This is a genomic window from Qipengyuania benthica (assembly GCF_030717865.1).
GTDB lineage: Bacteria > Pseudomonadota > Alphaproteobacteria > Sphingomonadales > Sphingomonadaceae > Qipengyuania > Qipengyuania benthica.
Window position 1 is genome coordinate 227,799 of record NZ_JAVAIL010000001.1, and the last position, 19,012, is coordinate 246,810.

Annotated in this window: 14 protein-coding genes and 1 tRNA gene; 7 read left to right on the plus strand and 8 right to left on the minus strand. The window is 65.0% G+C overall.

Translation table 11 applies throughout. From position 1 onward, the window contains the following. Nucleotides 1-127 precede the first annotated feature (127 nt). Together Q9K01_RS01160 and Q9K01_RS01165 are read left to right on the plus strand one after the other, a co-directional pair. Nucleotides 128-4,831 (plus strand): NAD-glutamate dehydrogenase, encoded by a 4,704-nt coding sequence (locus Q9K01_RS01160; protein ID WP_305928379.1) that lies wholly within the window; start codon nt 128-130, stop codon nt 4,829-4,831. Between the two features lie 44 nt (nt 4,832-4,875). Then, nucleotides 4,876-6,102, plus strand: a complete 1,227-nt coding sequence (locus Q9K01_RS01165; protein ID WP_305928380.1) for an NAD(P)/FAD-dependent oxidoreductase — start codon at nt 4,876-4,878, stop codon at nt 6,100-6,102. Here Q9K01_RS01165 and queG read toward each other — a convergent pair. Next, nucleotides 6,086-7,147 carry a tRNA epoxyqueuosine(34) reductase QueG gene (gene queG / locus Q9K01_RS01170; RefSeq protein WP_305928381.1) on the minus strand — a complete coding sequence of 354 codons (1,062 nt, stop codon included), beginning with the start codon at nt 7,145-7,147 and terminating at the stop codon, nt 6,086-6,088. The genes Q9K01_RS01165 and queG overlap by 17 nt on opposite strands. 45 nt (nt 7,148-7,192) lie before the next feature. Here queG and Q9K01_RS01175 point away from each other — a divergent pair, with 45 nt between their 5' ends. The 4 genes from Q9K01_RS01175 to msrB all read left to right on the plus strand — a co-directional run bounded on the left by Q9K01_RS01175 (nt 7,193) and on the right by msrB (nt 11,457). Further along, nucleotides 7,193-8,215: an ABC transporter ATP-binding protein gene (locus Q9K01_RS01175; RefSeq protein ID WP_305928382.1), complete on the plus strand. Its 1,023-nt coding sequence runs from the start codon at nt 7,193-7,195 to the stop codon at nt 8,213-8,215. Then, nucleotides 8,212-9,432, plus strand: coding sequence for an ABC transporter permease (locus tag Q9K01_RS01180; RefSeq protein WP_305928383.1), 1,221 nt, complete (start codon nt 8,212-8,214; stop codon nt 9,430-9,432). The genes Q9K01_RS01175 and Q9K01_RS01180 overlap by 4 nt, the downstream gene beginning before the upstream one ends. Nucleotides 9,433-9,545: 113 nt before the next feature. After that, on the plus strand, nt 9,546-10,868 hold the full coding sequence (locus Q9K01_RS01185; RefSeq protein ID WP_305928384.1) for a cytochrome P450: 1,323 nt from the start codon (nt 9,546-9,548) through the stop codon (nt 10,866-10,868). Between the two features lie 67 nt (nt 10,869-10,935). After that, complete coding sequence (msrB, locus tag Q9K01_RS01190) at nt 10,936-11,457, plus strand: peptide-methionine (R)-S-oxide reductase MsrB (RefSeq protein WP_305928385.1); 522 nt, start codon at nt 10,936-10,938, stop codon at nt 11,455-11,457. On the opposite strand, the gene Q9K01_RS01195 is transcribed toward msrB, so the two are convergent. The 7 genes from Q9K01_RS01195 to Q9K01_RS01225 all read right to left on the minus strand — a co-directional run bounded on the left by Q9K01_RS01195 (nt 11,423) and on the right by Q9K01_RS01225 (nt 17,090). Beyond that, nucleotides 11,423-13,222: a hypothetical protein gene (locus Q9K01_RS01195; RefSeq protein WP_305928386.1), complete on the minus strand. Its 1,800-nt coding sequence runs from the start codon at nt 13,220-13,222 to the stop codon at nt 11,423-11,425. The genes msrB and Q9K01_RS01195 overlap by 35 nt on opposite strands. Beyond that, nucleotides 13,206-13,637, minus strand: coding sequence for a GtrA family protein (locus Q9K01_RS01200; protein WP_305928387.1), 432 nt, complete (start codon nt 13,635-13,637; stop codon nt 13,206-13,208). Before Q9K01_RS01200 ends, Q9K01_RS01195 begins: the two co-directional genes overlap by 17 nt. 24 nt (nt 13,638-13,661) lie before the next feature. Then, complete coding sequence (locus Q9K01_RS01205; RefSeq protein WP_305928388.1) at nt 13,662-15,245, minus strand: NAD(P)/FAD-dependent oxidoreductase; 1,584 nt, start codon at nt 15,243-15,245, stop codon at nt 13,662-13,664. Between the two features lie 94 nt (nt 15,246-15,339). Next, complete coding sequence (locus Q9K01_RS01210; protein ID WP_305928389.1) at nt 15,340-15,975, minus strand: PilZ domain-containing protein; 636 nt, start codon at nt 15,973-15,975, stop codon at nt 15,340-15,342. A gap of 142 nt (nt 15,976-16,117) precedes the next feature. Next, a tRNA-Leu gene (locus Q9K01_RS01215) sits at nt 16,118-16,202 on the minus strand. Nucleotides 16,203-16,292: 90 nt separating this feature from the next. Next, complete coding sequence (locus Q9K01_RS01220; RefSeq protein WP_305928390.1) at nt 16,293-16,577, minus strand: integration host factor subunit beta; 285 nt, start codon at nt 16,575-16,577, stop codon at nt 16,293-16,295. 171 nt (nt 16,578-16,748) lie between these two features. Then, nucleotides 16,749-17,090, minus strand: coding sequence for a GntR family transcriptional regulator (locus tag Q9K01_RS01225; RefSeq protein WP_305928391.1), 342 nt, complete (start codon nt 17,088-17,090; stop codon nt 16,749-16,751). Between the two features lie 200 nt (nt 17,091-17,290). Here Q9K01_RS01225 and Q9K01_RS01230 point away from each other — a divergent pair, with 200 nt between their 5' ends. After that, nucleotides 17,291-18,979: a peptide MFS transporter gene (locus tag Q9K01_RS01230; RefSeq protein ID WP_305928392.1), complete on the plus strand. Its 1,689-nt coding sequence runs from the start codon at nt 17,291-17,293 to the stop codon at nt 18,977-18,979. Nucleotides 18,980-19,012 lie beyond the last annotated feature (33 nt).

A 19,012-nucleotide genomic window follows, 5' to 3' on the forward strand; every position in this document is an offset into this window, starting at 1 on the left:
GGCCAAGCCCCTGTCTGGGCCGCTTGCGGCAGCACGAGGAGAGGACTAGGGGCGACTGGTCGGACGCGGCGAACACCCGCGCAGCAGTCATTCCGGGCCGATGAGAGAGGGCCCGCTGAGAGGATACATGGGTTCGAACAAAGCTGCCGCAGGGCAGAAACCCGCCATTCCCGCCGGAGTGGTCGAATCGCTCGCCGCGCGCATGGAGGAATCGCTCCTCCCCGGCGACGGAGACCTGTCCCGCGAGCGGCTCGTCGAAGCCGCCCGTTTCGTGGCCGAGACCGGTCTCCAGCGCCAGCCCGGGCGCGCTTCGATCGTACTCGAATCGGCCAACGAAGAGCGTCGGTTCATGCGCATCGCGCTGGTCAACGACGACATGCCCTTTCTGGTCGATTCGACCGCGAACGCCATCGCCGCAACCGGACTGGCGATCGATCGGCTGGTTCACCCGGTGGTTCCGGTCGAGCGCGACAGCGACCATCAGCTGACGACCATCCTCGATAGCGATCCCGACGACGCGGCTTACGAGTCGATGATCTACATCGAGACCTCGCGCGTCGATGCCCGCCAGCGCCGCGAATTGCTGGCGACCCTGCGCGAGACGCTCACCGATGTGCGCGCTGCGGTGAACGACTGGCCGCAATTGCAGGATGCGATGCTCGCCGACGCCGGGCAGCTGAAGGACGCGGAATCCACCGCGCTGCTCGAATGGCTCAACAACGGCATGCTGACCCAGCTCGGCCATCTCGAGCGCCACCGCGACGGGACCGCCAGCGCCGCGTTTGGGATATGCCGCAAGAGTGCGCAGGACCTGCTCGCCGACACCTCCTACGACCGCGCCTTCGCCTGGTTCGACGATCCCGATGAAGCTAGGGCGCTGCTGATCATCAAGGCCAATCGGCTGGCGCACGTCCATCGCCGGGTGCCGCTCGATCTGTTTATCGTTCCTCGCCGCGAAGGCGGCAAAACCGTTGCGCTGTCGATCCATGCCGGTGTCTGGACCAGCGCCGCGCTGGCCGCGCCGCCGCGGACGGTCCCGCGGCTGCGGTCGCAGGTCGAGGCGATCATGGAGCGGCTCGATTTCGATGCCGGCGGCCATGCCGGCAAGGCGCTCGTCCATGCGCTGACGACCCTGCCGCACGATCTGCTGATCGGGTTCTCCGATCACGATGTCGAACGCATTGCCACCACGATGATGGCGCTGGTCGATCGCCCCCGCCCCCGCCTCGCGCTGGTCGAAGCCCCGCTCGCGAGACACCTGTTCGCCTTCGTCTGGCTGCCACGCGACATGCTGGCCACGCAGGTCCGGCTGCAAATCCAAGCACTGCTCGAAGAAGGCGCTGGCGCGAAACTGCTCGACTGGAGCCTCGAGGTCGAAGGCGGCAATCTCGCGATGCTGCGCTTCGTGCTCGACATCCGCGACGGCAGCGAAACTCCCGACGAGAAGGCGCTCGACGAGCGCTTGCAGACGATGCTGCGCGGCTGGGGCGAAGGCGTCGAGAGCGAGCTGTCGGCTCTGGGGGAATCAAGCCGCGCGGCTGCCATCGCATCGCGTTGGGCCGAAGCTTTTCCGACCGCCTTTCGCGCCCAGTTCGGAGCCGCCGAGGCGGCGATCGACATAACCCGCTTGCGCGCGCTTGGCGTCCACGCCGAGGGCGGCGATCAGCGGCAGCGGGATGCGCGCATCTATCTGTGCCAGAACAGCGACGAGCAGTGCCTGCGGTTGAAGCTCTATCAGGCCGAAGGCAGCATGCCGTTGTCCGATGCGGTGCCGGCGCTGGAGAATTTCGGGTTCCACGTCGACACAGAAATGCCCACCGTGCTCGATCAGGGTCGGCTCGGCACGATTCACGATTTCGCGCTCAAGCTGTCCTCGTCCGTCGAGGCGGAAGCGCTGGTCGAGCGAGCGGAGGAGATCGAAAGGGCCGTCGCCGCCGTGCTCAATGGCGAGGCCGAGAGCGATCCTTTCAACCGCTTGGTACCCGAAGCCACACTGACCGCGCGCGAGGCGGATTGGCTGCGTGCCTTCTACCGCTATCTGCGGCAGGCGGGCATGGGCTTTACCATCTATACCGTGGTCGATGCCCTCCGCGGCGCACCCGATGTCACCCGCGCGTTGATCGCGCTGTTCACCGCCCGCCACGACCCCGGCTTCGGCACGGGACGAGAGCAGGCGACTGAGGAGGCCCGCGAGGCGATCAGGCTCGGGCTCGCCAAGGTCAAGGCGATCAACGACGATCGGCTGCTGCGGCTCTACCAGTCGCTCGCGGATGCAATCCTGCGCACCAATGCCTTCGCTCCGGCGGGGGGTGAGGCGCTCGCCTTCAAGATCGAATCGGCGCTGGTCCCCAACCTGCCGCGGCCCATTCCCTGGCGCGAGATCTTCGTCTATTCTCGCCGTCTCGAGGGTATTCATCTGCGCGCCGGCGCGATCGCCCGCGGCGGCTTGCGCTGGTCCGACCGGCGCGACGATTTCCGCACCGAGATCCTCGGCCTGATGAAGGCCCAGCGGGTCAAGAACGCCGTGATCGTCCCGACCGGCGCCAAGGGCGGCTTCTATCCCAAGCAATTGCCCGATCCGGTCACCGACCGCGACGGCTGGGCCGCGGAAGGCCAGGCCAGCTACGAAGTCTTCATCCGCACGCTGCTCTCGATCACCGACAATATCGTCGACGACGAGGTGGTCCATCCCGAAGGCGTGATGATCCTCGACGGCGAAGATCCCTATTTCGTCGTCGCCGCCGACAAGGGCACCGCGCGGTTCTCCGATGTCGCCAACGCGATCGCCGAAGAGCGCGGTTTCTGGCTCGACGACGCTTTCGCCAGCGGCGGCTCGCACGGCTATGACCACAAGGCGATGGGGATCACCGCGCGCGGCGCATGGGTTTCGGTCCAGCGCCATTTCCGCGAGATGGGCATCGACGTCCAGACCGACCCAATCGATGTGGTCGGCTGCGGCGACATGTCGGGGGATGTGTTCGGCAACGGCATGCTGCTGTCGAAGACCATCAAGCTGATCGCGGCCTTCGACCACCGGCACATTTTCATCGATCCCGATCCCGATGCGGCGGCAAGCTGGCAGGAGCGCCAGCGCCTGTTCGACCTGCCGCGGTCGAGCTGGGATGATTACGACAAGGACATAATCTCGCGCGGCGGCGGCGTGTTCCGGCGCGATGCCAAGAGCCTCAAGCTGTCCAAGGCGGCGCAAAAGGCGCTCGGCATAGATCAGAAGGAGATCGACCCCGAAGCGCTGATCTCGGCGATCCTCAAGGCTCCGGTCGATCTGATCTGGTTCGGCGGGATCGGAACCTATCTCAAGGCTACGTCCGAGAACAACGTCCAGGTCGGCGACCCGGCCAACGACGCGGTCCGCGTCGATGCGCGGGAGGTCCGCGCGCGGGTGATCGGCGAAGGCGCCAATCTGGGGGTGACGCAGGCGGCGCGGATCGAGTTTTCGCTCAAGGGCGGGCGGATCAACACCGATTTCATCGACAATTCGGCCGGGGTCGATTGTTCGGACAATGAGGTCAACATCAAGATCGCGCTGGCCGCGGCACGCCGCGCCGGACGGATTTCCGAAGCCAAGCGCAATGCCCTGCTCGAGGACATGACCGAGGAAGTCGCGCGCCTGGTGCTCGAGGACAACCGCCTCCAGGCGCTCGCGCTGTCGGTGGCGGAGATCGGCGGCGCGCGCTCGGCCGAAGCGCAACTGCGGCTAATCGAGACGCTTGAGGAAAGCGGTAAGCTCGACCGCAAGACCGAAGGGCTGGCCGATCACGAGGTGCTCGGTCGCCGTGCCGGCGAGGGACTGGGGCTCACCCGCCCCGAACTCGCTGTCCTGCTGTCCTCGACCAAGCTGGCTCTGCAGGACGCACTCGAAACGGGGCCGCTGACCGAAAATGAGGCGCTCGAGCCGATGCTGCTCGAAGCGTTTCCGGCGCCGATGCGCGAACGCTACAAAGCGCAGATACTAACCCATCGACTGCGCCGCGAACTGATCGCGACCAAGCTCGCCAATCGCATCGTCAACCGCATCGGCCTCGTCCACCCCTTCGAGCTTGCCGAAGAAGAGGGCGCTACGCTGGACCAGGTCGCCAGCGCTTTCGTGGTTGCCGAGCGGCTGTTCGAACTCGATTCGCTATGGGCGGCCATCGATGCTGCGGACATGCCCGAAAGCGCGCGGCTGCTGCTGCTAGACCGCACCGCCAAGGGGATGCGGATGCAGATGGCGGATCTGCTGACAGCGGGTGTCGGCACCGCCGATCCCGCAGCAAGCCTCGACGCCTTCGGTCCGGGTGTGCGCAAGCTGTCGGGGGCGACCGCGACCCTGCTGGCCGAAGAAAGCAAGCAGCAATCGGTGCGGCTGACGGACGAGCTTTCCGATGCCGGTGCGCCTGCGGATCTCGCCGCGCGAGTTGCGCATCTGTTCGAGCTGGATGGCGCAGTCGGACTCGCCAAGCTCGCGCGCGAGCATGAGATCGATCCACTCGACCTGACTAAGGCTTTCACCGGACTGGGTGCCTCGCTCGGACTCGACTGGGCACAGGCGACTTCGGCGATGATGAACCCTGCAGACGTCTGGGAGCGCCTACTGGTCGCGGGTCTCGCGCGCGACTTCCAGCAGATGCGGCTCGATTTCCTGCGCAAGCTTTCGCGACGCAAGGGTGCCAAGGACGACATGCCGGCGATGGTCGAGAAATGGGCGGCGGAGAATGCAGTCGCGGTGCGTCAGTTCCGGACGATGATCGGTCGTGCGCAGGCGCAGACCCCGGTCGCGCCCGCCGTGCTCGCCCAGGTGGCGAGCATGGCGCGCAACCTGCTGTGCCGGTAGGCTCGGCTTGACCGACCTGCGCATAACCGCGAAGCGTTGCGGTCATGGATAGCGCCGATATCGTTATCGTGGGATCGGGCCATGGCGCCGCGCAAGCGGCCGTCGCCTTGCGCCAGCATGGCCACGACCAGTCGATCCTGATGATCAGCCGCGACCGGACCCCGCCCTACGAGCGTCCGCCGCTGTCGAAGGAATATCTCGCGGGCGAAAAGCCGCTCGAGCGGATCATGATCCGCAAGCCGGAATTCTGGGCCGAGCGCGGGATTGCGCTCGAACTCGGTGCGAATGTTTCCGAGGTCGATCCGCTGGCGCATGAGGTCGTGCTCGGCGATGGACGCCGGATCGGCTACCGCAAATTGATCTGGGCGGCGGGGGGCGATCCGCGTCGCCTGTCCTGCCCGGGTGCGGATCTGGCCGGGATTCACGCCATTCGCAGCCGCACCGATGTCGACACACTCCGCGGACAGATCGAGAAGGGCGCGCGGCGCGCAGTGGTGGTCGGGGGCGGCTATATCGGGCTCGAGGTGGCGGCGGTGCTGCGCAAGCTGGGTTGTTCGGTGACGTTGCTGGAAAATCAGGACCGGGTGCTGGGACGCGTCGCGGGAGAGGCGCTGAGCGCTTTCTATCTCGACGAACATCGCCGGCAGGGCGTCGATCTGCGGCTCTCGACCGGGGTCGAGCGGATCGAGGGCGAGGACGGTCGGGTGACCTCGGTGCTGGCCGACAATGGCGAGAGCTTCCCCTGCGAGATCGTGGTGGTGGGCATCGGCATCGTCGCGGCGGTCGGCCCGCTGATCGTTGCGGGTGCCGCAGGGACCAATGGGGTCGATGTCGACGAATTCTGTCGCACCTCGCTCGACGACGTCTACGCCATTGGCGACTGCGCGGCGCATGCCAATCCCTATGCGGAGAACGCGGTCATCCGGCTCGAATCGGTTCAGAACGCCAACGATATGGCCTCCACGGCGGCCAAGGCGATTATGGGCGACAAGCAGCCCTACGAAGCGGTGCCGTGGTTCTGGTCCAACCAATACGATCTGCGGCTCCAGACCGTGGGGCTGTCGATCGATCACGATGCGGCGGTCGTCCGCGGCGATCCGGCACAGCGCAAGTTTTCGGTCGTCTATCTGCGCGAAGGCCGGGTGATCGCGCTCGATTGCGTCAACGCCACCCGCGACTACGTCCAGGGGCGCAAGCTGATCGAAGCGCGCGCGTCGGTCGATCCTGCACAATTGGCCGACACCGAAATTCCGCTCAAGGACATGCTCTGAGACGCGCGGCAGCCCAATCGGCTGCCTCGGCGACCACCGCGTCCGGATCGGCGCGCAATTCTTCCACTCGCGCCAGCAATTCGCGCCGCCCGCTGTTGCCCGCCGCATAGAGGCAGTTGCGCACGAAACGGTCGCGTCCAATCCGCTTGATCGGGCTGCCCGAGAACAGCTGGCGAAACGAAGGGTCGTCGAGTTCGAGCAGCCGCGCCAGATCCGGCGCGACCAGCTCCTCGCGCGGCAGCAGTCTGGCGTGGGCTTGTGCGGTCTGGGCGAATTTGTTCCACGGGCACACCGCCAGGCAATCGTCGCAGCCGTAGATGCGATTGCCCAGCGCGGCGCGGAATTCTTCCGGTATCGGCCCCTTGTGCTCGATGGTGAGGTAGGAAATGCACCGCCGCGCATCCAGCCGATAGGGTTCGGGGAAGGCATCCGTCGGGCAGGCGTCCTGACAGGCGCGGCACGAACCGCAAGCGTCGCGATGCGCCGCATCGGCGGTGAAGGGCAGCGTCGAATAGATCGACCCCAGGAACAGCCAGCTGCCATGCTCGCGACTGACCAGATTGGTGTGCTTGCCCTGCCAGCCGATCCCCGCCGCTTGCCCGAGCGGTTTCTCCATCACGGGTGCGGTATCGACGAAGACCTTGAGCTCGCTCTCGGGTTCGCGCGCGATCAGCCAGCGCGCCAGCGCCTTGAGCGCTTTCTTGACGACGTCGTGATAGTCGCGCCCCTGCGCATAGACCGAGATCCGCGCCTTGTCTGGTACATCGGCAAGCGCCAGCGGATCGTTGGGCGGGGCGTAGCTCATGCCCAGGGCGATCACGCTGCGCGCCTCGGGCCACAGGCCCTGCGGCGAGACCCGCTGCGCCTTTCGCGCCTCCATCCAGTCCATCGAGCCGTGGCGGCCCTCGTTCAGCCATTGCTCCAGCCGCTCGGCGCGAAACGGCTCCCCGGCCGCTCCCGTAAAGCCGCAGGCGACGAAGCCCAGCCGCCGCGCCTCGACCCGCAGATCCTCCTGCAGGGCGGCGATATGCTCGGGCTGGGACAAAACTAGCTGTTGCTCCTGTTGACGGGTCGCGGGTAACCCATGGTCATGCTTACCCAGACCGAGGCGCCCCCGCGAGGCGGAACTTCTGCGATTGCGCAGCGCCCGCCCCGCGAACGCCCGCTGGCGATCGAGGCCAATGGGCTGGTCAAACGGTTCGACGGCACGCTGGCGGTGGATGGGGTCGACATAGCGGTTCCCGAGGGTGCGATCTACGGCATTCTCGGGCCCAATGGCGCGGGCAAGACGACCACCTTGCGGATGCTGCTCGGCATCATCGATCCCGACGAGGGCGTGCGGCGCGTCTTCGGGCATGACCGTCCGCACGATATCGCCCGGCTGATCGGCTATCTTCCGGAAGAGCGTGGACTTTATCCGACGATGAAATGCGACGAGGCGATCGCCTTCATGGGCGCGCTGCGAGGACTGTCGCTCGAGGAAGGGCGCCGGCGCGGTCGCGAACTGCTCGAGACGCACGGGCTTGGTTACGCGGTCGATCGTCAGATCCGGCAATTGTCCAAGGGCATGGCGCAGACGGTTCAACTGCTCGGCACCCTGGTGCACCGACCCCGGCTCGTGGTTCTCGACGAGCCCTTTTCGGGCCTCGACGCGATCAATCAGGGCAAGTTGGAAGCGATGATCCGCGATCTCGCGGCCGAGGGGACGACGGTGATCTTCTCGACCCATGTCATCCACCACGCCGAGCGCCTGTGCGACGATGTCGCGATCATCGCCGGCGGGCGCGTGCCCTATGCCGGCTCGGTCGATGCCGCACGCGACAGCATCCCCGCGCAGGTCCGGCTCGAAACGCGCCATGGCGACGGGCACTGGCGACGCGCCCTGCCCGATGATGCACGGCACGATATCAAGGCCAATGGCGCGCATTTCTGGTTCTTCCCCGTTCCCGCCAGCGGTATCGAGGCGCTGCTCGAGCAACTGATCGAAGGCGGGGCAGGCGTCCTATCGCTGTCGATCGAACGCGCCGGGCTGCACGACGCCTTCGTCGAGATCGCCGGAGCCGCCGCCGCTCGCGCACTCGAGGAAGACAATGAGGCCGGAGCCGAGGCATGAACACTACCGACAAGAGCCGCTTGTCCTTGTGGCAGGCCGCTTGGGTGGTGGCGCGCCGCGATTTCCAGGCGATCCTGTTCAGCAAGGCCTTCCTGCTATTCCTGCTCGGTCCCATCTTCTTCGGCGCGATCAGCATCGGGGCGGGCATGCTCGGCGCCAAAGCGGCCGACAGCGCCGAGCCGCCGCGGCTGGCGGTGATGCTGCCCGCCGCGCAAGCCGACGCGCTCGTTCGTGCGCATCGCGAACTCGACGCCTTGATTTCAGTCCCCCCGATCGAGCGCGTCACCATCGGCGCATCCGAACCCGCAGCCTTGCTGTCGGATCGGACGCGCAATTTCGGTGCGGTGCTGACCGGCACACTTGCGCAGCCGCGGCTGATCGGCACCGGTGAACAGATCGAACGCTGGCAGGGCCGGGTGGCGGTGATAGTCGCGCGGGCACAGGGACCCGACACGACCTACCCCGCAGTCGCCCTCGAGCAGACCCGATCGAGCATGGCGAGCACCCGCAGCGCGCAGACCGGGACCGCCACCGCCGGGATCACCCTGCTGTTCCTGCTGACCATGCTGCTGGCGGGAATGGTCCTTTCCAATCTGGTCGAGGAGAAAGCCAACAAGATCATCGAGATCCTCGCGGCGGCAATCCCGATGGATGCGGTGTTCGTCGGCAAGCTGTTCGCCATGCTCGCCATCAGCTTCGTCGGGATCGCGGTGTGGGGCAGCCTGGCGCTGATCGGGCTGACGTTCGGTCCGGGGACGGGTGCCTCGCTGCCGATGCCCGCAGTCGGCTGGCCGCTGTTCGTCGCGCTGTTCGTGCTTTATTTCGCGCTGGCCTATCTGCTGATCGGCTCGGTGTTCCTGACCGTGGGATCGATGGCGGCGACGGTGCGCGACGTGCAGACCCTGTCGATGCCGGCCACGATACTACAGCTCGCGGTGTTCTTCCTCGCGACCTTTGCGATGACCGACGTCGGCTCTGCGGTGGAGCTGTTCGCGGCGATCTTTCCGCTGTCCTCGCCTTACGCCATGGTCGGGCGCGCCGCCCAGTCGCCCGAACTGTTGCCGCATCTGTTCGCCATCGCCTGGCAAGTCGCCTGGGTGGCGATCTTCGTGCGCAGCGGCGCTTCGCTGTTCCGCCGACGGGTGATGAAGTCCGGCCCGGCCAAGAGGCAGGGCAAAAGCAGATTCGCCTTGGTCCGGCGGTCGATCCGGCAATAGCGGAACGGTTCGGTCCCTTTTTGCAACGCACTATTGACACACTTGTCAGTTAGGCGGGATAGTGAAGTATGACGGAGGCGACCGGAACGAGTCGCCCCAAGCGGGAGAGTACCATGGCCACCATCGCCGCCGAAAAGCCCCAGTTCCGTACGGCGCCCAGCGCTCACGAGGCACTCAAGGAGCATTTCGAGAAGCATCCCGACCAGCGGATGAGCCATCCGCACAAATGGGACGTCAGCCGCTCGGATATTTATGCCGAAGATCGCTGGCAGCCGATCTTCCGCGAAATGCGCGAGGCCGGGCCGCTGCATTACATCCCCGAGAGCCCCTTCGGACCCTATTGGGCGGTGGTCCAGCACAAGGCGATCCAGCATATCGAGGCGCTGCCCGATCTGTTCTCGTCGAGCTGGGAACATGGCGGGATCACCATTCTCGAACGCGCCGAGGACATCCCGGAGGAGGAACGGCTCGAACTGCCGATGTTCATCGCCATGGACCGGCCCAAGCATACTGGGCAGCGGCGCACGGTCGCGCCTGCCTTCACTCCGGGCGAAATGAAGCGGATGGAAGCGGATATCCGGCAGCGGACGGGTGAATTGCTCGATTCGCTGCCGCGCGGCGAGGTCTTCGACTGGGTCGACAAGGTCTCGATCGAACTGACCACCGGAATGCTCGCGCTGCTGTTCGGCTTTCCCTGGGAAGATCGCCGGCTGCTGACGCTGTGGTCGGACTGGTCGGGCGATACCGAGCTCGCCAGCGTGCGCGAACTCGACCAGCTGCGGCGCAGTTTCCTGCACGAGATGGCGGCCTATTTCCAGATGCTGTGGGCCGAGCGCGCGCAGCAGGATCCGCAGCCCGATCTGATCTCGATGATGATCCATTCCGAGGCGATGAACCAGCAGAGCCCCGAAGAATTCATGGGCAACCTGATCCTGCTGATCGTCGGCGGCAACGACACAACCCGCAACACGATGAGCGGGATCATCCACGGCTTCGACACCTTCCCCGACCAGCGAAAGCTGTTCGAGCAGAACCCCGAGCTCATCCCCAATGCGGTCCAGGAATGCATCCGCTTCCAGACCCCGCTGGCGCATATGCGGCGGACCTGCACCGAGGATACCGAGCAGTTCGGTCAGCAGATCAAGAAGGGCGACAAGGTCGTGCTGTGGTATCTGTCGGCCAACCGCGACGAGCAGGTGTTCGAGAACCCCGACAAGCTCGACATCACCCGCGAGAACGCCAGGCGCCACCTCGCTTTCGGCTACGGCATCCACCGCTGCGTCGGCGCCCGTTTGGCCGAATTGCAGCTGCGCATCTTGCTCGAAGAGATGCACAAGCGTCGAATGCGCGTCCATGTGGCAGGCGATGTCGAGCGGGTCCGGGCAAACTTCGTCCACGGCTTCCGCAAGCTAGAGGTCGAGATCACGGCATTCTGATGCCGCAGCGATAGAGGCCGGGTGCCGTTCCGGTCCTATTCAGGGGATGCCAGCTAATGCGGCCGGCATGGAACATCGTCACGCTTCGCCCGGCCCGTGTGCGCTCGACCGCAGAGGTTTGCTGGGGCTGTTGGGTGCAGGCGTCGCCTTTTCCGCGCTCACCGCCTGCGGTCCCGGTGTGGCGGAGGCCAGGGCCAAGTCCTTCCCGATCAAGCGGACGCAGGCAGAGTGGCGCAAGGCGCTGAGCCCCGCGGAGTTCAACGTGCTGCGGCAGGAGGGGACCGAGCGCCCCTACTCCAGCTCACTCAACAAGGAAAATCGCAAGGGCCTGTTCGCCTGTGCCGGTTGCGGCAACAAGCTTTACGCCTCGCGGACCAAATTCGACAGCGGCACCGGTTGGCCCAGCTTCTGGGCGGCTTTGCCAGGTGCGGTCGGGACGAGCCGAGACCGCAAGCTGGGCTATGCCCGCACCGAAGTGCATTGCGCCGATTGCGGCGGGCATCTGGGGCATATCTTCGACGATGGTCCCAAGCCGACCGGCAAGCGCCACTGCATCAACGGCGTGGCGATGGACTTCCATCCGGCATGATCCGCCAGACCCGAAGCGGTCCTTTGGTGAACCCGGCGATCGGTTGCAGCCAGCCGGGCGTTTCGCCGCGCATCAGCCGCGCTGCCAGCCCCTTCGGGCGCGCCTGCGCATAAGCCTCCGCTTCGGAAATATCCGTACAGATCAGCAGATAATCCGCCCCGCGGCTTTGCGCCACCATCCGCGCTTCTTCGGGGTCCGAAAGATAGGTATTGAGTGCATCGGCCATCGCCGGTCCGGCGCGGTGATGGCCGGTGGCGGTGACCCTATGGTGGGTGTGCATCAGGATGGCGGGCCCCCGATCGAAGAGCGACAAGATTTCACCACGGGGTAGCCCATTCAAACGCGCCAGTTCGCGAGAATCGCTGCAATCGTTCTTCGCCCCGGCCTGCAGGGGGCCCGTTGCACCAGCTTGCACCACGTAGGCCGGCTCTGGCCGGAGCCGCTCGGCAACCGCGAAGCCGAGCGAGGGCATCAGCACGAGCACCAGGCCGGCCAGCGTGACGAGTTTCGGGACAAGACCCTCGAACCGTTCCAGCCGTGCGAGCACATGCGCGACGAACCACCCGAGCGGCAGCGTCGCCAGGATACCCGCGAATCCCATTGATCTCCAGGTGATGAGGCCGAGCACGAGGCTTGCCGTGAGCAGAACAGCGTAATGTCGCCAGAACCATCGGCTCGCGCCCGACCCGCGGGTCGCGAGCAGACCGGTCGCCGCCAGGGCAAGGGCGATCTGGATAAGCGGCGGCACCGCAACCTCCGCAGACTGTTCCCACGCCGGGCGTCCTTCGAGGACGAGCAGGTACCAATAGTCGCGAACGACCGGATCGAGCGATGCGAAGGGCGAACCGAGGCATTGCGGCGCAAGACCGGCAAATATGGCGACACCTCCCGCTCCGGCCACGCCGAGGAGTGCGCCCAGCACGAGCGGGGAGAGCAGCGGGAATCTCGCTACGGCCGTAACCGCCAGAGCAACGAAAGCGAAGAACGCCAGATACGCCGGGCCGATTGCATCGCAATACTGCTTCAAATTGGGGCCGAGTGCGATGGCGAAGGCGAGGATCAATCCACCGGCCAGCGCCTGCAGATAGCCGACCAGTTCCCAGCGCTGCGCAGAATCCTCGAGCCAGCGCAGAGCGAAATAGCCAGCAAAGGCGGCGGAAAGCGGCACCATCTCGAGCGAGATGGTGCACCCCAGCGCCATCGCCATCCCCGCCAGCCAGGCGCCTTTGCGGGTGCGCAGCGCCAGACCCAGAACCGCGGCCGCCGTAGCCGCCAATTGCCAGCCGTGATGGTCGAGCCGGGTCGGCTGAAGCTGAAACAGCACCGGCGAGAGCAGACCGATCGTTAGCGCCGCGAAGCCTGCCGTCCGCAGGTCAAAGAGCCGCGAAGCCGCGCATCCCACGAAGGCGATCGTCGCTGCGAGAGTCAGGAGCGGGACGATCACCATGGCAGCGATCTCAGCGTTTGTCGCACCGAGGAGCGGCGTCAGCACGAGCAGCACCGCCGCGATAGGCCCATCGACAAGCCGCGACCAATGCATCGGCACCCCTTGCGGCGGGTCGATCCGGTACTGGTGGAGGTCGAACCACGGCTGGCCACCGATCAGGTCGCGCACCTGGACCAGCCGGAGCGCGTCGTCGCCGCGGAGTTCGAGCGAGAGCAGCCGCTCGAGCGTGAAAGCCAGCGTCAGGGCCGCGAGCATCGCCCAGACGAGCAGCAGCCGCCGCGCGAGCGGGCCAGAGTGGACCCTATCCGGCAACTGCATTGCGCGCAGTCCGCCTGATGAAGACGATCCGGCTGCGGATCATCCATGTCGCGAAGAAGCTGGCGGCGATTGCCACAGATTTGGCGACATGGGGGTCGATACCGACATTCGCACCCAGGCCGACGATAGCTGCGGTAATCCCCAGGCCGACCAGCGCCGAAACGGCGAAGAGACTCTTCTGCCACATCCGCGCGCGCCCCGCTGGAGCGACCGTGCCGGTGAAAACTTGGCGGCTGGACAAAAACCAATGGACGAGAATGCCCGCTGCGTATCCGATCGTCGCCGCCAGCATTCCCGGGATTTCCAGCGCCAGCAGAGCGGTGAAGCAGACGATATCGACCACCAGGGCGCCGCCGCTGGCAAGCGCGTAGCGCAGGAAGCGAAAACCTCCGATCCTGGCGAGCAGCAGGGCCATTTCCGTTCCGCGTCCTCCGCCGCGTCAGGCCGCTTCGCGATCCGGCTTTGCGAGGCGCCGGGGTACGGCACGGATCGAGGAGAGCGCCGCCTCCTGATCCTCGTTCAGCGGTTCGGCGTCTTTGGGTGGCAGGCTCTCGTACGCGCCCTCGGCGCCAGCCTCGTGATATTCGGCATCCTCATTGACGCACCAGGTGTCGTAAACCCGCTCACCGGCGAGGATGTTTTCGACCGTCAGCATGGCGGTCATCATGGCGTGATCCTGATTGTTGTAGCGATGCATGCCGTTGCGACCCACCAGATGGAGCGTCGGATGCCGGTCTTCCAGCTCGAGACGCATCGCCCGCGCGTTGGCGGCATAGTCCTCGTCATACACGGGATACGCCTTCTCCTGCCGCACCACGGTGCCGCCGATCACGTCGGCGGGATCGCAAAGGCCGAGGATCGCCATTTCCTCCTTCGCGAGTTCCACCAGATCGTCGTCCGCCATCGACCACAGCCCGTCCCCTTCGAAGCAGAAATATTCCAGTCCGACGCAGGCGACATCCGCTTGCGGGACCATTTCGGGTGACCAGCTGCGGAAATTCTGCACCCGGCCGACCTTCACCTTGCTGTCGTGAATGTAGATCCAATTGTCGGGGAACAGTTCATCCGATCGAATCTTCAGGGCGACGGTGAGAAAGTCGCGATAGTTGAGCGCGCTCGCCTGCAGCGCTGAGGCAGGAAGCGGATGCAGCCTCCGCGCCAGCTCGCGCATCGGGGCCGAACTGATCGCGTGATCCGCCTCGATCGTCAGATCGCCCTCGGCGCCCGAAGCGGTCATGCGCCATCCGGTCCTACCATCGGAGGCAAGCTGCTTGAGATCGTGCCCCATGACGATGTGGCCCTTGCCGGTGGCGAGAATCCGGTCTCGCGCGGCTTCCCACATCATCCCGGGCCCGAACCGCGGATAGCGAAAGGTTTCGAGCAGGGTCTTGGCGGCCATGCCGTCGTTGGGCTTGCGAAGGAGGCCGAGCGACCGCTTGAGCCCATCGCTCACCGCGCCCCACAGCGACAGCCCCTTGATCCGCTGCGCCGCCCAGTCCGCGCTCATCTCGTCGCAGGGCATGCCCCAGACTTTCTCGGTATAGGTTTTGAAAAAGATCGAATACAGGCGCCTGCCGAACTGATTGGTGGTCCAGTCCTCGAAGCTTTTCACCTCGCGAATGGGAGAGAGCCGCGCGCGCAGATAGCTGATCATGCACGCCGTCGAGCGCAGCACGCCCAAATTGCGCAACGCCTCGAAAGCGCGCAGCGGATAGCTGTAGAATTTGCCTTCGTAGTAGATGCGACTCATCCGCGGGCGCTGGATGAAATCGTCGGGCAGGAGCTCGTTCCACAGATCGACCACCTGCCGGCTCTTCGAGAAGAAGCGATGTCCCCCGATATCGAACCGGAAGCCTTCGTGCTCCACAGTTCGACTGATGCCGCCGACATAGACCGGGTCTTTCTCGATGACGGCGACCGATTTGCCCTGCTTGGTCAGGAGATAGGCGGCCGTAAGACCGGCCGGACCGGCTCCGATGATCGCCACATCGACTTTGAGATTGACCGGCCTGGAGATGGTCATTCTTTCCCCCCGTTTGTCGTCCTGACCACGGGTGAAGGAAAATGGTTAGACAGGAGTTAACGGCTGGCGGCCGAACGACTGGCGCAAGCCGGAGTCAGGCAGTCTCGTCACGCACAAGCGCCGGACATTGCATCTTTGCGGCCATGATCGCGAAGTCGCGCAGGGTGAAGGTGTTGTCGAACACCAGGCCATAGCTATTGTCTTTGCGCCAGCGCACCTTGGCGCGAAGTTCGGGCATCTGCGGAGCCTGGATACGGACCGTCTGGTCGAGCGCGAAGCGCGCGTCGCATTCGATTGATGCGCCCTGTTGCGAGAGGTTGAAGGTAATCGCCTCGCTCTTGCCGGTCAGGCTCGCGACGCTCAGCGGGATGGTGAGATTGAGGCGCAGCTGCCGCTTGGGATAATTCCAGTTCTCGCGGATCAACTGCTCGACTTCGACCTCATCGGCAAAGGTAAAGCTTGCCTCCCGGCCCTCGGCACGCACCATGCGCAGCTCGAAGCTGTCGCCGTTCTGGAGCTCCAGCCCCATCGCCTCGTCCGACGGAACGTCGTGGAACATGCGCAGCGAAATGCCCTGGCTCGAGACGTCGCGGATCACGCACACGAACTCACCATGCGCGGACACCAGTTTGGCCGCACGGATGAGCGACGTATAGCGTTTTGCCGCGCGCTGATCGGCATGGGCGGCTTCGCCGCACCCAGCCTCGCTGTCGACCGACAGTGCATCCATCGCGAACCACCTTCCAAGCGCAGACGGGGCCCGTCCTCATGGTTTCCGACGCCCAATCGCAGCATGCAGCTACAAGCCCAAGGGTTAAAGGCACCCTAATCGGCCCCAGAGAGCGCCGATTTTCGCACGGGTGGCTTGGGTTTGGTGCGGGTGGCGGGACTCGAACCCGCACGATCAAGGATCAGGGGATTTTAAGTCCCCGGCGTCTACCATTCCGCCACACCCGCTCGGCGCCAAGCGAGTTAGCCAGAGGCGGGCCGGGCGGCAATAGCGTCGCTGGTCGGACCGGCGGATCGCCTGCTGCGTGTGCGGGGGCTTCAGTCCTCGGCGTTGAGCAACCGCCGCATTTCCTTGCCGGGACGGAAGTAGGGTACCCGCTTGGCCGGGACGTCGACCTGCTCGCCGGTACGCGGATTGCGGCCGTTGCGAGCTTCGCGCTCGCGAGTCGAGAACGCCCCGAAACCGCGCAGCTCGACGCGGCCACCCTCTGCGAGTCGCTGACTGATCTCGTCGAAAAAGATGTCGACCACCTGTTCGACCTCCTCGGCGCGGAGGTCCGGATTGTCCTTCGCCAGCGCTGCCAGCAGTTCGGATCGTATCATGTTGCTCTCCCGATCGCCGGTCCGGCAGATCAGCTGAATTCCAGTGGCGCGAACCCGTGGTTATTCGGCGCGACCCCTATCCTGAACCAGATCCCTGCGTGCCAGAAAGCGCCTATCGCAGCAAGTTAACAAAAGAAAGGAAATCAGACAAAGGCCAAGGGGGCAGGTCCGTCATACGCGCGCGAGCAAGTCCCCGGCATCGAGACCGAGACGGGCGATCCGCTCGCGGATCATGGGCCATTCGTCGCGAACGAACTGTTCGCGCTCCCGGTGGCGCAGGCGCTCCGCGGCACCTTTGACCACATACATACCCACCCCGCGCTGCACCGCGACCAGGCCATCGGTCTGGAATTGCTGGTAGGCCTTTGCCACCGTCAGCGGATTGGCGCCCTGTTCCGCTGCGAGTGCTCGCACCGAGGGGAGCATCTCGCCTTCGGGATAACGTCCGTCGATGATGGCCGCGGCAATCATGTCGCGCAGCTTGAGATAGACGGGCTTGGACTGTTGGCTCATGGATTTCCTCGCAGACTACTGCGTCAGTGTCATAATACGGCGCGGCGCGCAAGGTTCCCCCTGCGCGCGCTTCCGGCCCGGTCGAAGCGGTCGCGCATGTAACTAATGCTTCACATGAGCGCCCGACTCGCTAGGGTACGCGGCTTCGGGAGACCTGACGCGGGAGATCAGGTCAGCATGCAAACGGTTGGGGTTTATCCATGGTCGAGGGTCTCTTCTTCACATACGGTTCCGCATTCGAGATGTGGGCCTTCAGGGTAGCGGTGATCGCGCTTGTGTCGTTCCTGATCGGGGGAATGGTGCTCGTCACCCGTCCCCAGGCGGAAGTGATCGGGCATCCCAAGGGCCTGTTCCTGCTGTTCATGGCCGAGATGTGGGAGCGCTTCTCCTATTACGGCATGCGCGCCCTGCTGATCTTCTATCTGGTCCAGCACTGGCTGTTTTCCGATAGCGAGGCTTCAATCATATACGGGGCCTATACCGCGCTGGTTTATATCACCCCTGTCGTCGGCGGCTATCTGGCCGACCAGTATATCGGGCAGCGCAAGGCGGTGCTGTTCGGCGCCGTGCTGCTGACCTTCGGCCACTTCTTCATGGCGTTCGAAGGCGGCGGCGGTCAGGGCGATCCGATGATCAACGTATTCTGGCTGGCATTGGCCTTGATCATCGTCGGTTCGGGTTTCCTCAAGGCGAATATCTCGGTCATCGTTGGGCAACTCTATTCGCGGACCGATGTTCGCCGCGATCCTGCCTACACCATCTTCTACATGGGCATTAACGTCGGCGCAGCGACCGCCTCCATCATCTGCGGTTATCTCGGGCAGACATACGGCTGGCAGTACGGTTTCGGGCTCGCCGGTTTCGGCATGCTGATCGGTCTGGTGTTCTTCGTCATCGGCAAACCGCTCCTGCTCGGCAAGGGCGAGCCCAAGGATCCTGAGAAGATCAAGGGTTTGAAAGAGTGGGGCATCTATGGCGCAGGGCTAGCGATGGTCCTGCTGTGCTGGGCGGCGATCCAGTACCAGGCGCTGGTCGGCTACGTCGTTGGCGGGTTCGGCGGCGGCCTCGTGCTCTATGTGCTGTTCACGGCAGTGACCAAGCTGTCTCCCGAAGAGCGCGACCGTATATTTGCGGCGATGTTCCTCATCCTGACCTCGATCGTGTTCTGGGCGCTGTTCGAACAGGCCGGTTCATCGCTCAATCTGTTTACCGACCGACATGTCGATACCCAGGGCGTGAACGCTTCGATGTTCCAGTCGATCAATGCGATCTACATCGTCCTGCTCGCGCCGGTCTTTGCCTTCGCCTGGCAGAAGCTTGCGCAAAAAGGCGCAGAGCCTTCCACGCCGCTGAAGTTCGGGCTTGCCGTCATCCAGGTGGGGCTGGGCTTTCTCGTGCTGGTCTGGGGTGCGGAAAGCGCAGGGGTGAACGTTCCGACCCCGGTCTTGTTCATCTTCCTCGTCTATCTGCTGCACACCACCGGCGAGCTATGCCTGTCGCCCGTTGGTCTGTCGGCCATGAACAGGTTGAGCCCGGCGCACATGGCCTCGCTCATCATGGGCACATGGTTCTTCGCTTCGGCGACCGGCAATTTCGCCGCTGGCCTGATCGCCTCGGCGACGGGCGGCGAGGGGGTCGGTGAAGAGGCCGGCAAGCAGGTCGTGCTCGACGTCTACAGCACGGTCGGCTGGTATGCGGTGGGTATCGGTGTCGCGGTCATGGTGGTCAGCCCGCTGATCAAGAAGCTGATGCATCTCGACACGCTGGCGGACGATGATGTCGGCGATGATCTCGAAGGTCAGTCGCAGGCGGGGATCGAGGCGCAGGAAGCGGGCGTTCACCCGGCCACCTCGCCGCAGGCTCCCGGCAAGCACGAACAGAACCGCTGAGCACCAATCCAACCGGAGGCCGGGGCGCATCGC

Bases quoted from the DNA above. Each gene is read 5' to 3' on its own strand.
- Q9K01_RS01160 (WP_305928379.1), top strand. From the start codon at position 128: ATGGGTTCGAACAAAGCTGCCGCAGGGCAGAAACCCGCCATTCCCGCC.
- msrB (WP_305928385.1), top strand. From the start codon at position 10,936: ATGGAACATCGTCACGCTTCGCCCGGCCCGTGTGCGCTCGACCGCAGA.
- Q9K01_RS01210 (WP_305928389.1), bottom strand. From the start codon at position 15,975: ATGGATGCACTGTCGGTCGACAGCGAGGCTGGGTGCGGCGAAGCCGCC.
- Q9K01_RS01195 (WP_305928386.1), bottom strand. From the start codon at position 13,222: ATGCAGTTGCCGGATAGGGTCCACTCTGGCCCGCTCGCGCGGCGGCTG.
- Q9K01_RS01185 (WP_305928384.1), top strand. From the start codon at position 9,546: ATGGCCACCATCGCCGCCGAAAAGCCCCAGTTCCGTACGGCGCCCAGC.
- Q9K01_RS01175 (WP_305928382.1), top strand. From the start codon at position 7,193: ATGCTTACCCAGACCGAGGCGCCCCCGCGAGGCGGAACTTCTGCGATT.
- Q9K01_RS01200 (WP_305928387.1), bottom strand. From the start codon at position 13,637: ATGGCCCTGCTGCTCGCCAGGATCGGAGGTTTTCGCTTCCTGCGCTAC.
- Q9K01_RS01220 (WP_305928390.1), bottom strand. From the start codon at position 16,577: ATGATACGATCCGAACTGCTGGCAGCGCTGGCGAAGGACAATCCGGAC.
- Q9K01_RS01165 (WP_305928380.1), top strand. From the start codon at position 4,876: ATGGATAGCGCCGATATCGTTATCGTGGGATCGGGCCATGGCGCCGCG.
- Q9K01_RS01205 (WP_305928388.1), bottom strand. From the start codon at position 15,245: ATGACCATCTCCAGGCCGGTCAATCTCAAAGTCGATGTGGCGATCATC.
- Q9K01_RS01225 (WP_305928391.1), bottom strand. From the start codon at position 17,090: ATGAGCCAACAGTCCAAGCCCGTCTATCTCAAGCTGCGCGACATGATT.
- Q9K01_RS01230 (WP_305928392.1), top strand. From the start codon at position 17,291: ATGGTCGAGGGTCTCTTCTTCACATACGGTTCCGCATTCGAGATGTGG.
- Q9K01_RS01180 (WP_305928383.1), top strand. From the start codon at position 8,212: ATGAACACTACCGACAAGAGCCGCTTGTCCTTGTGGCAGGCCGCTTGG.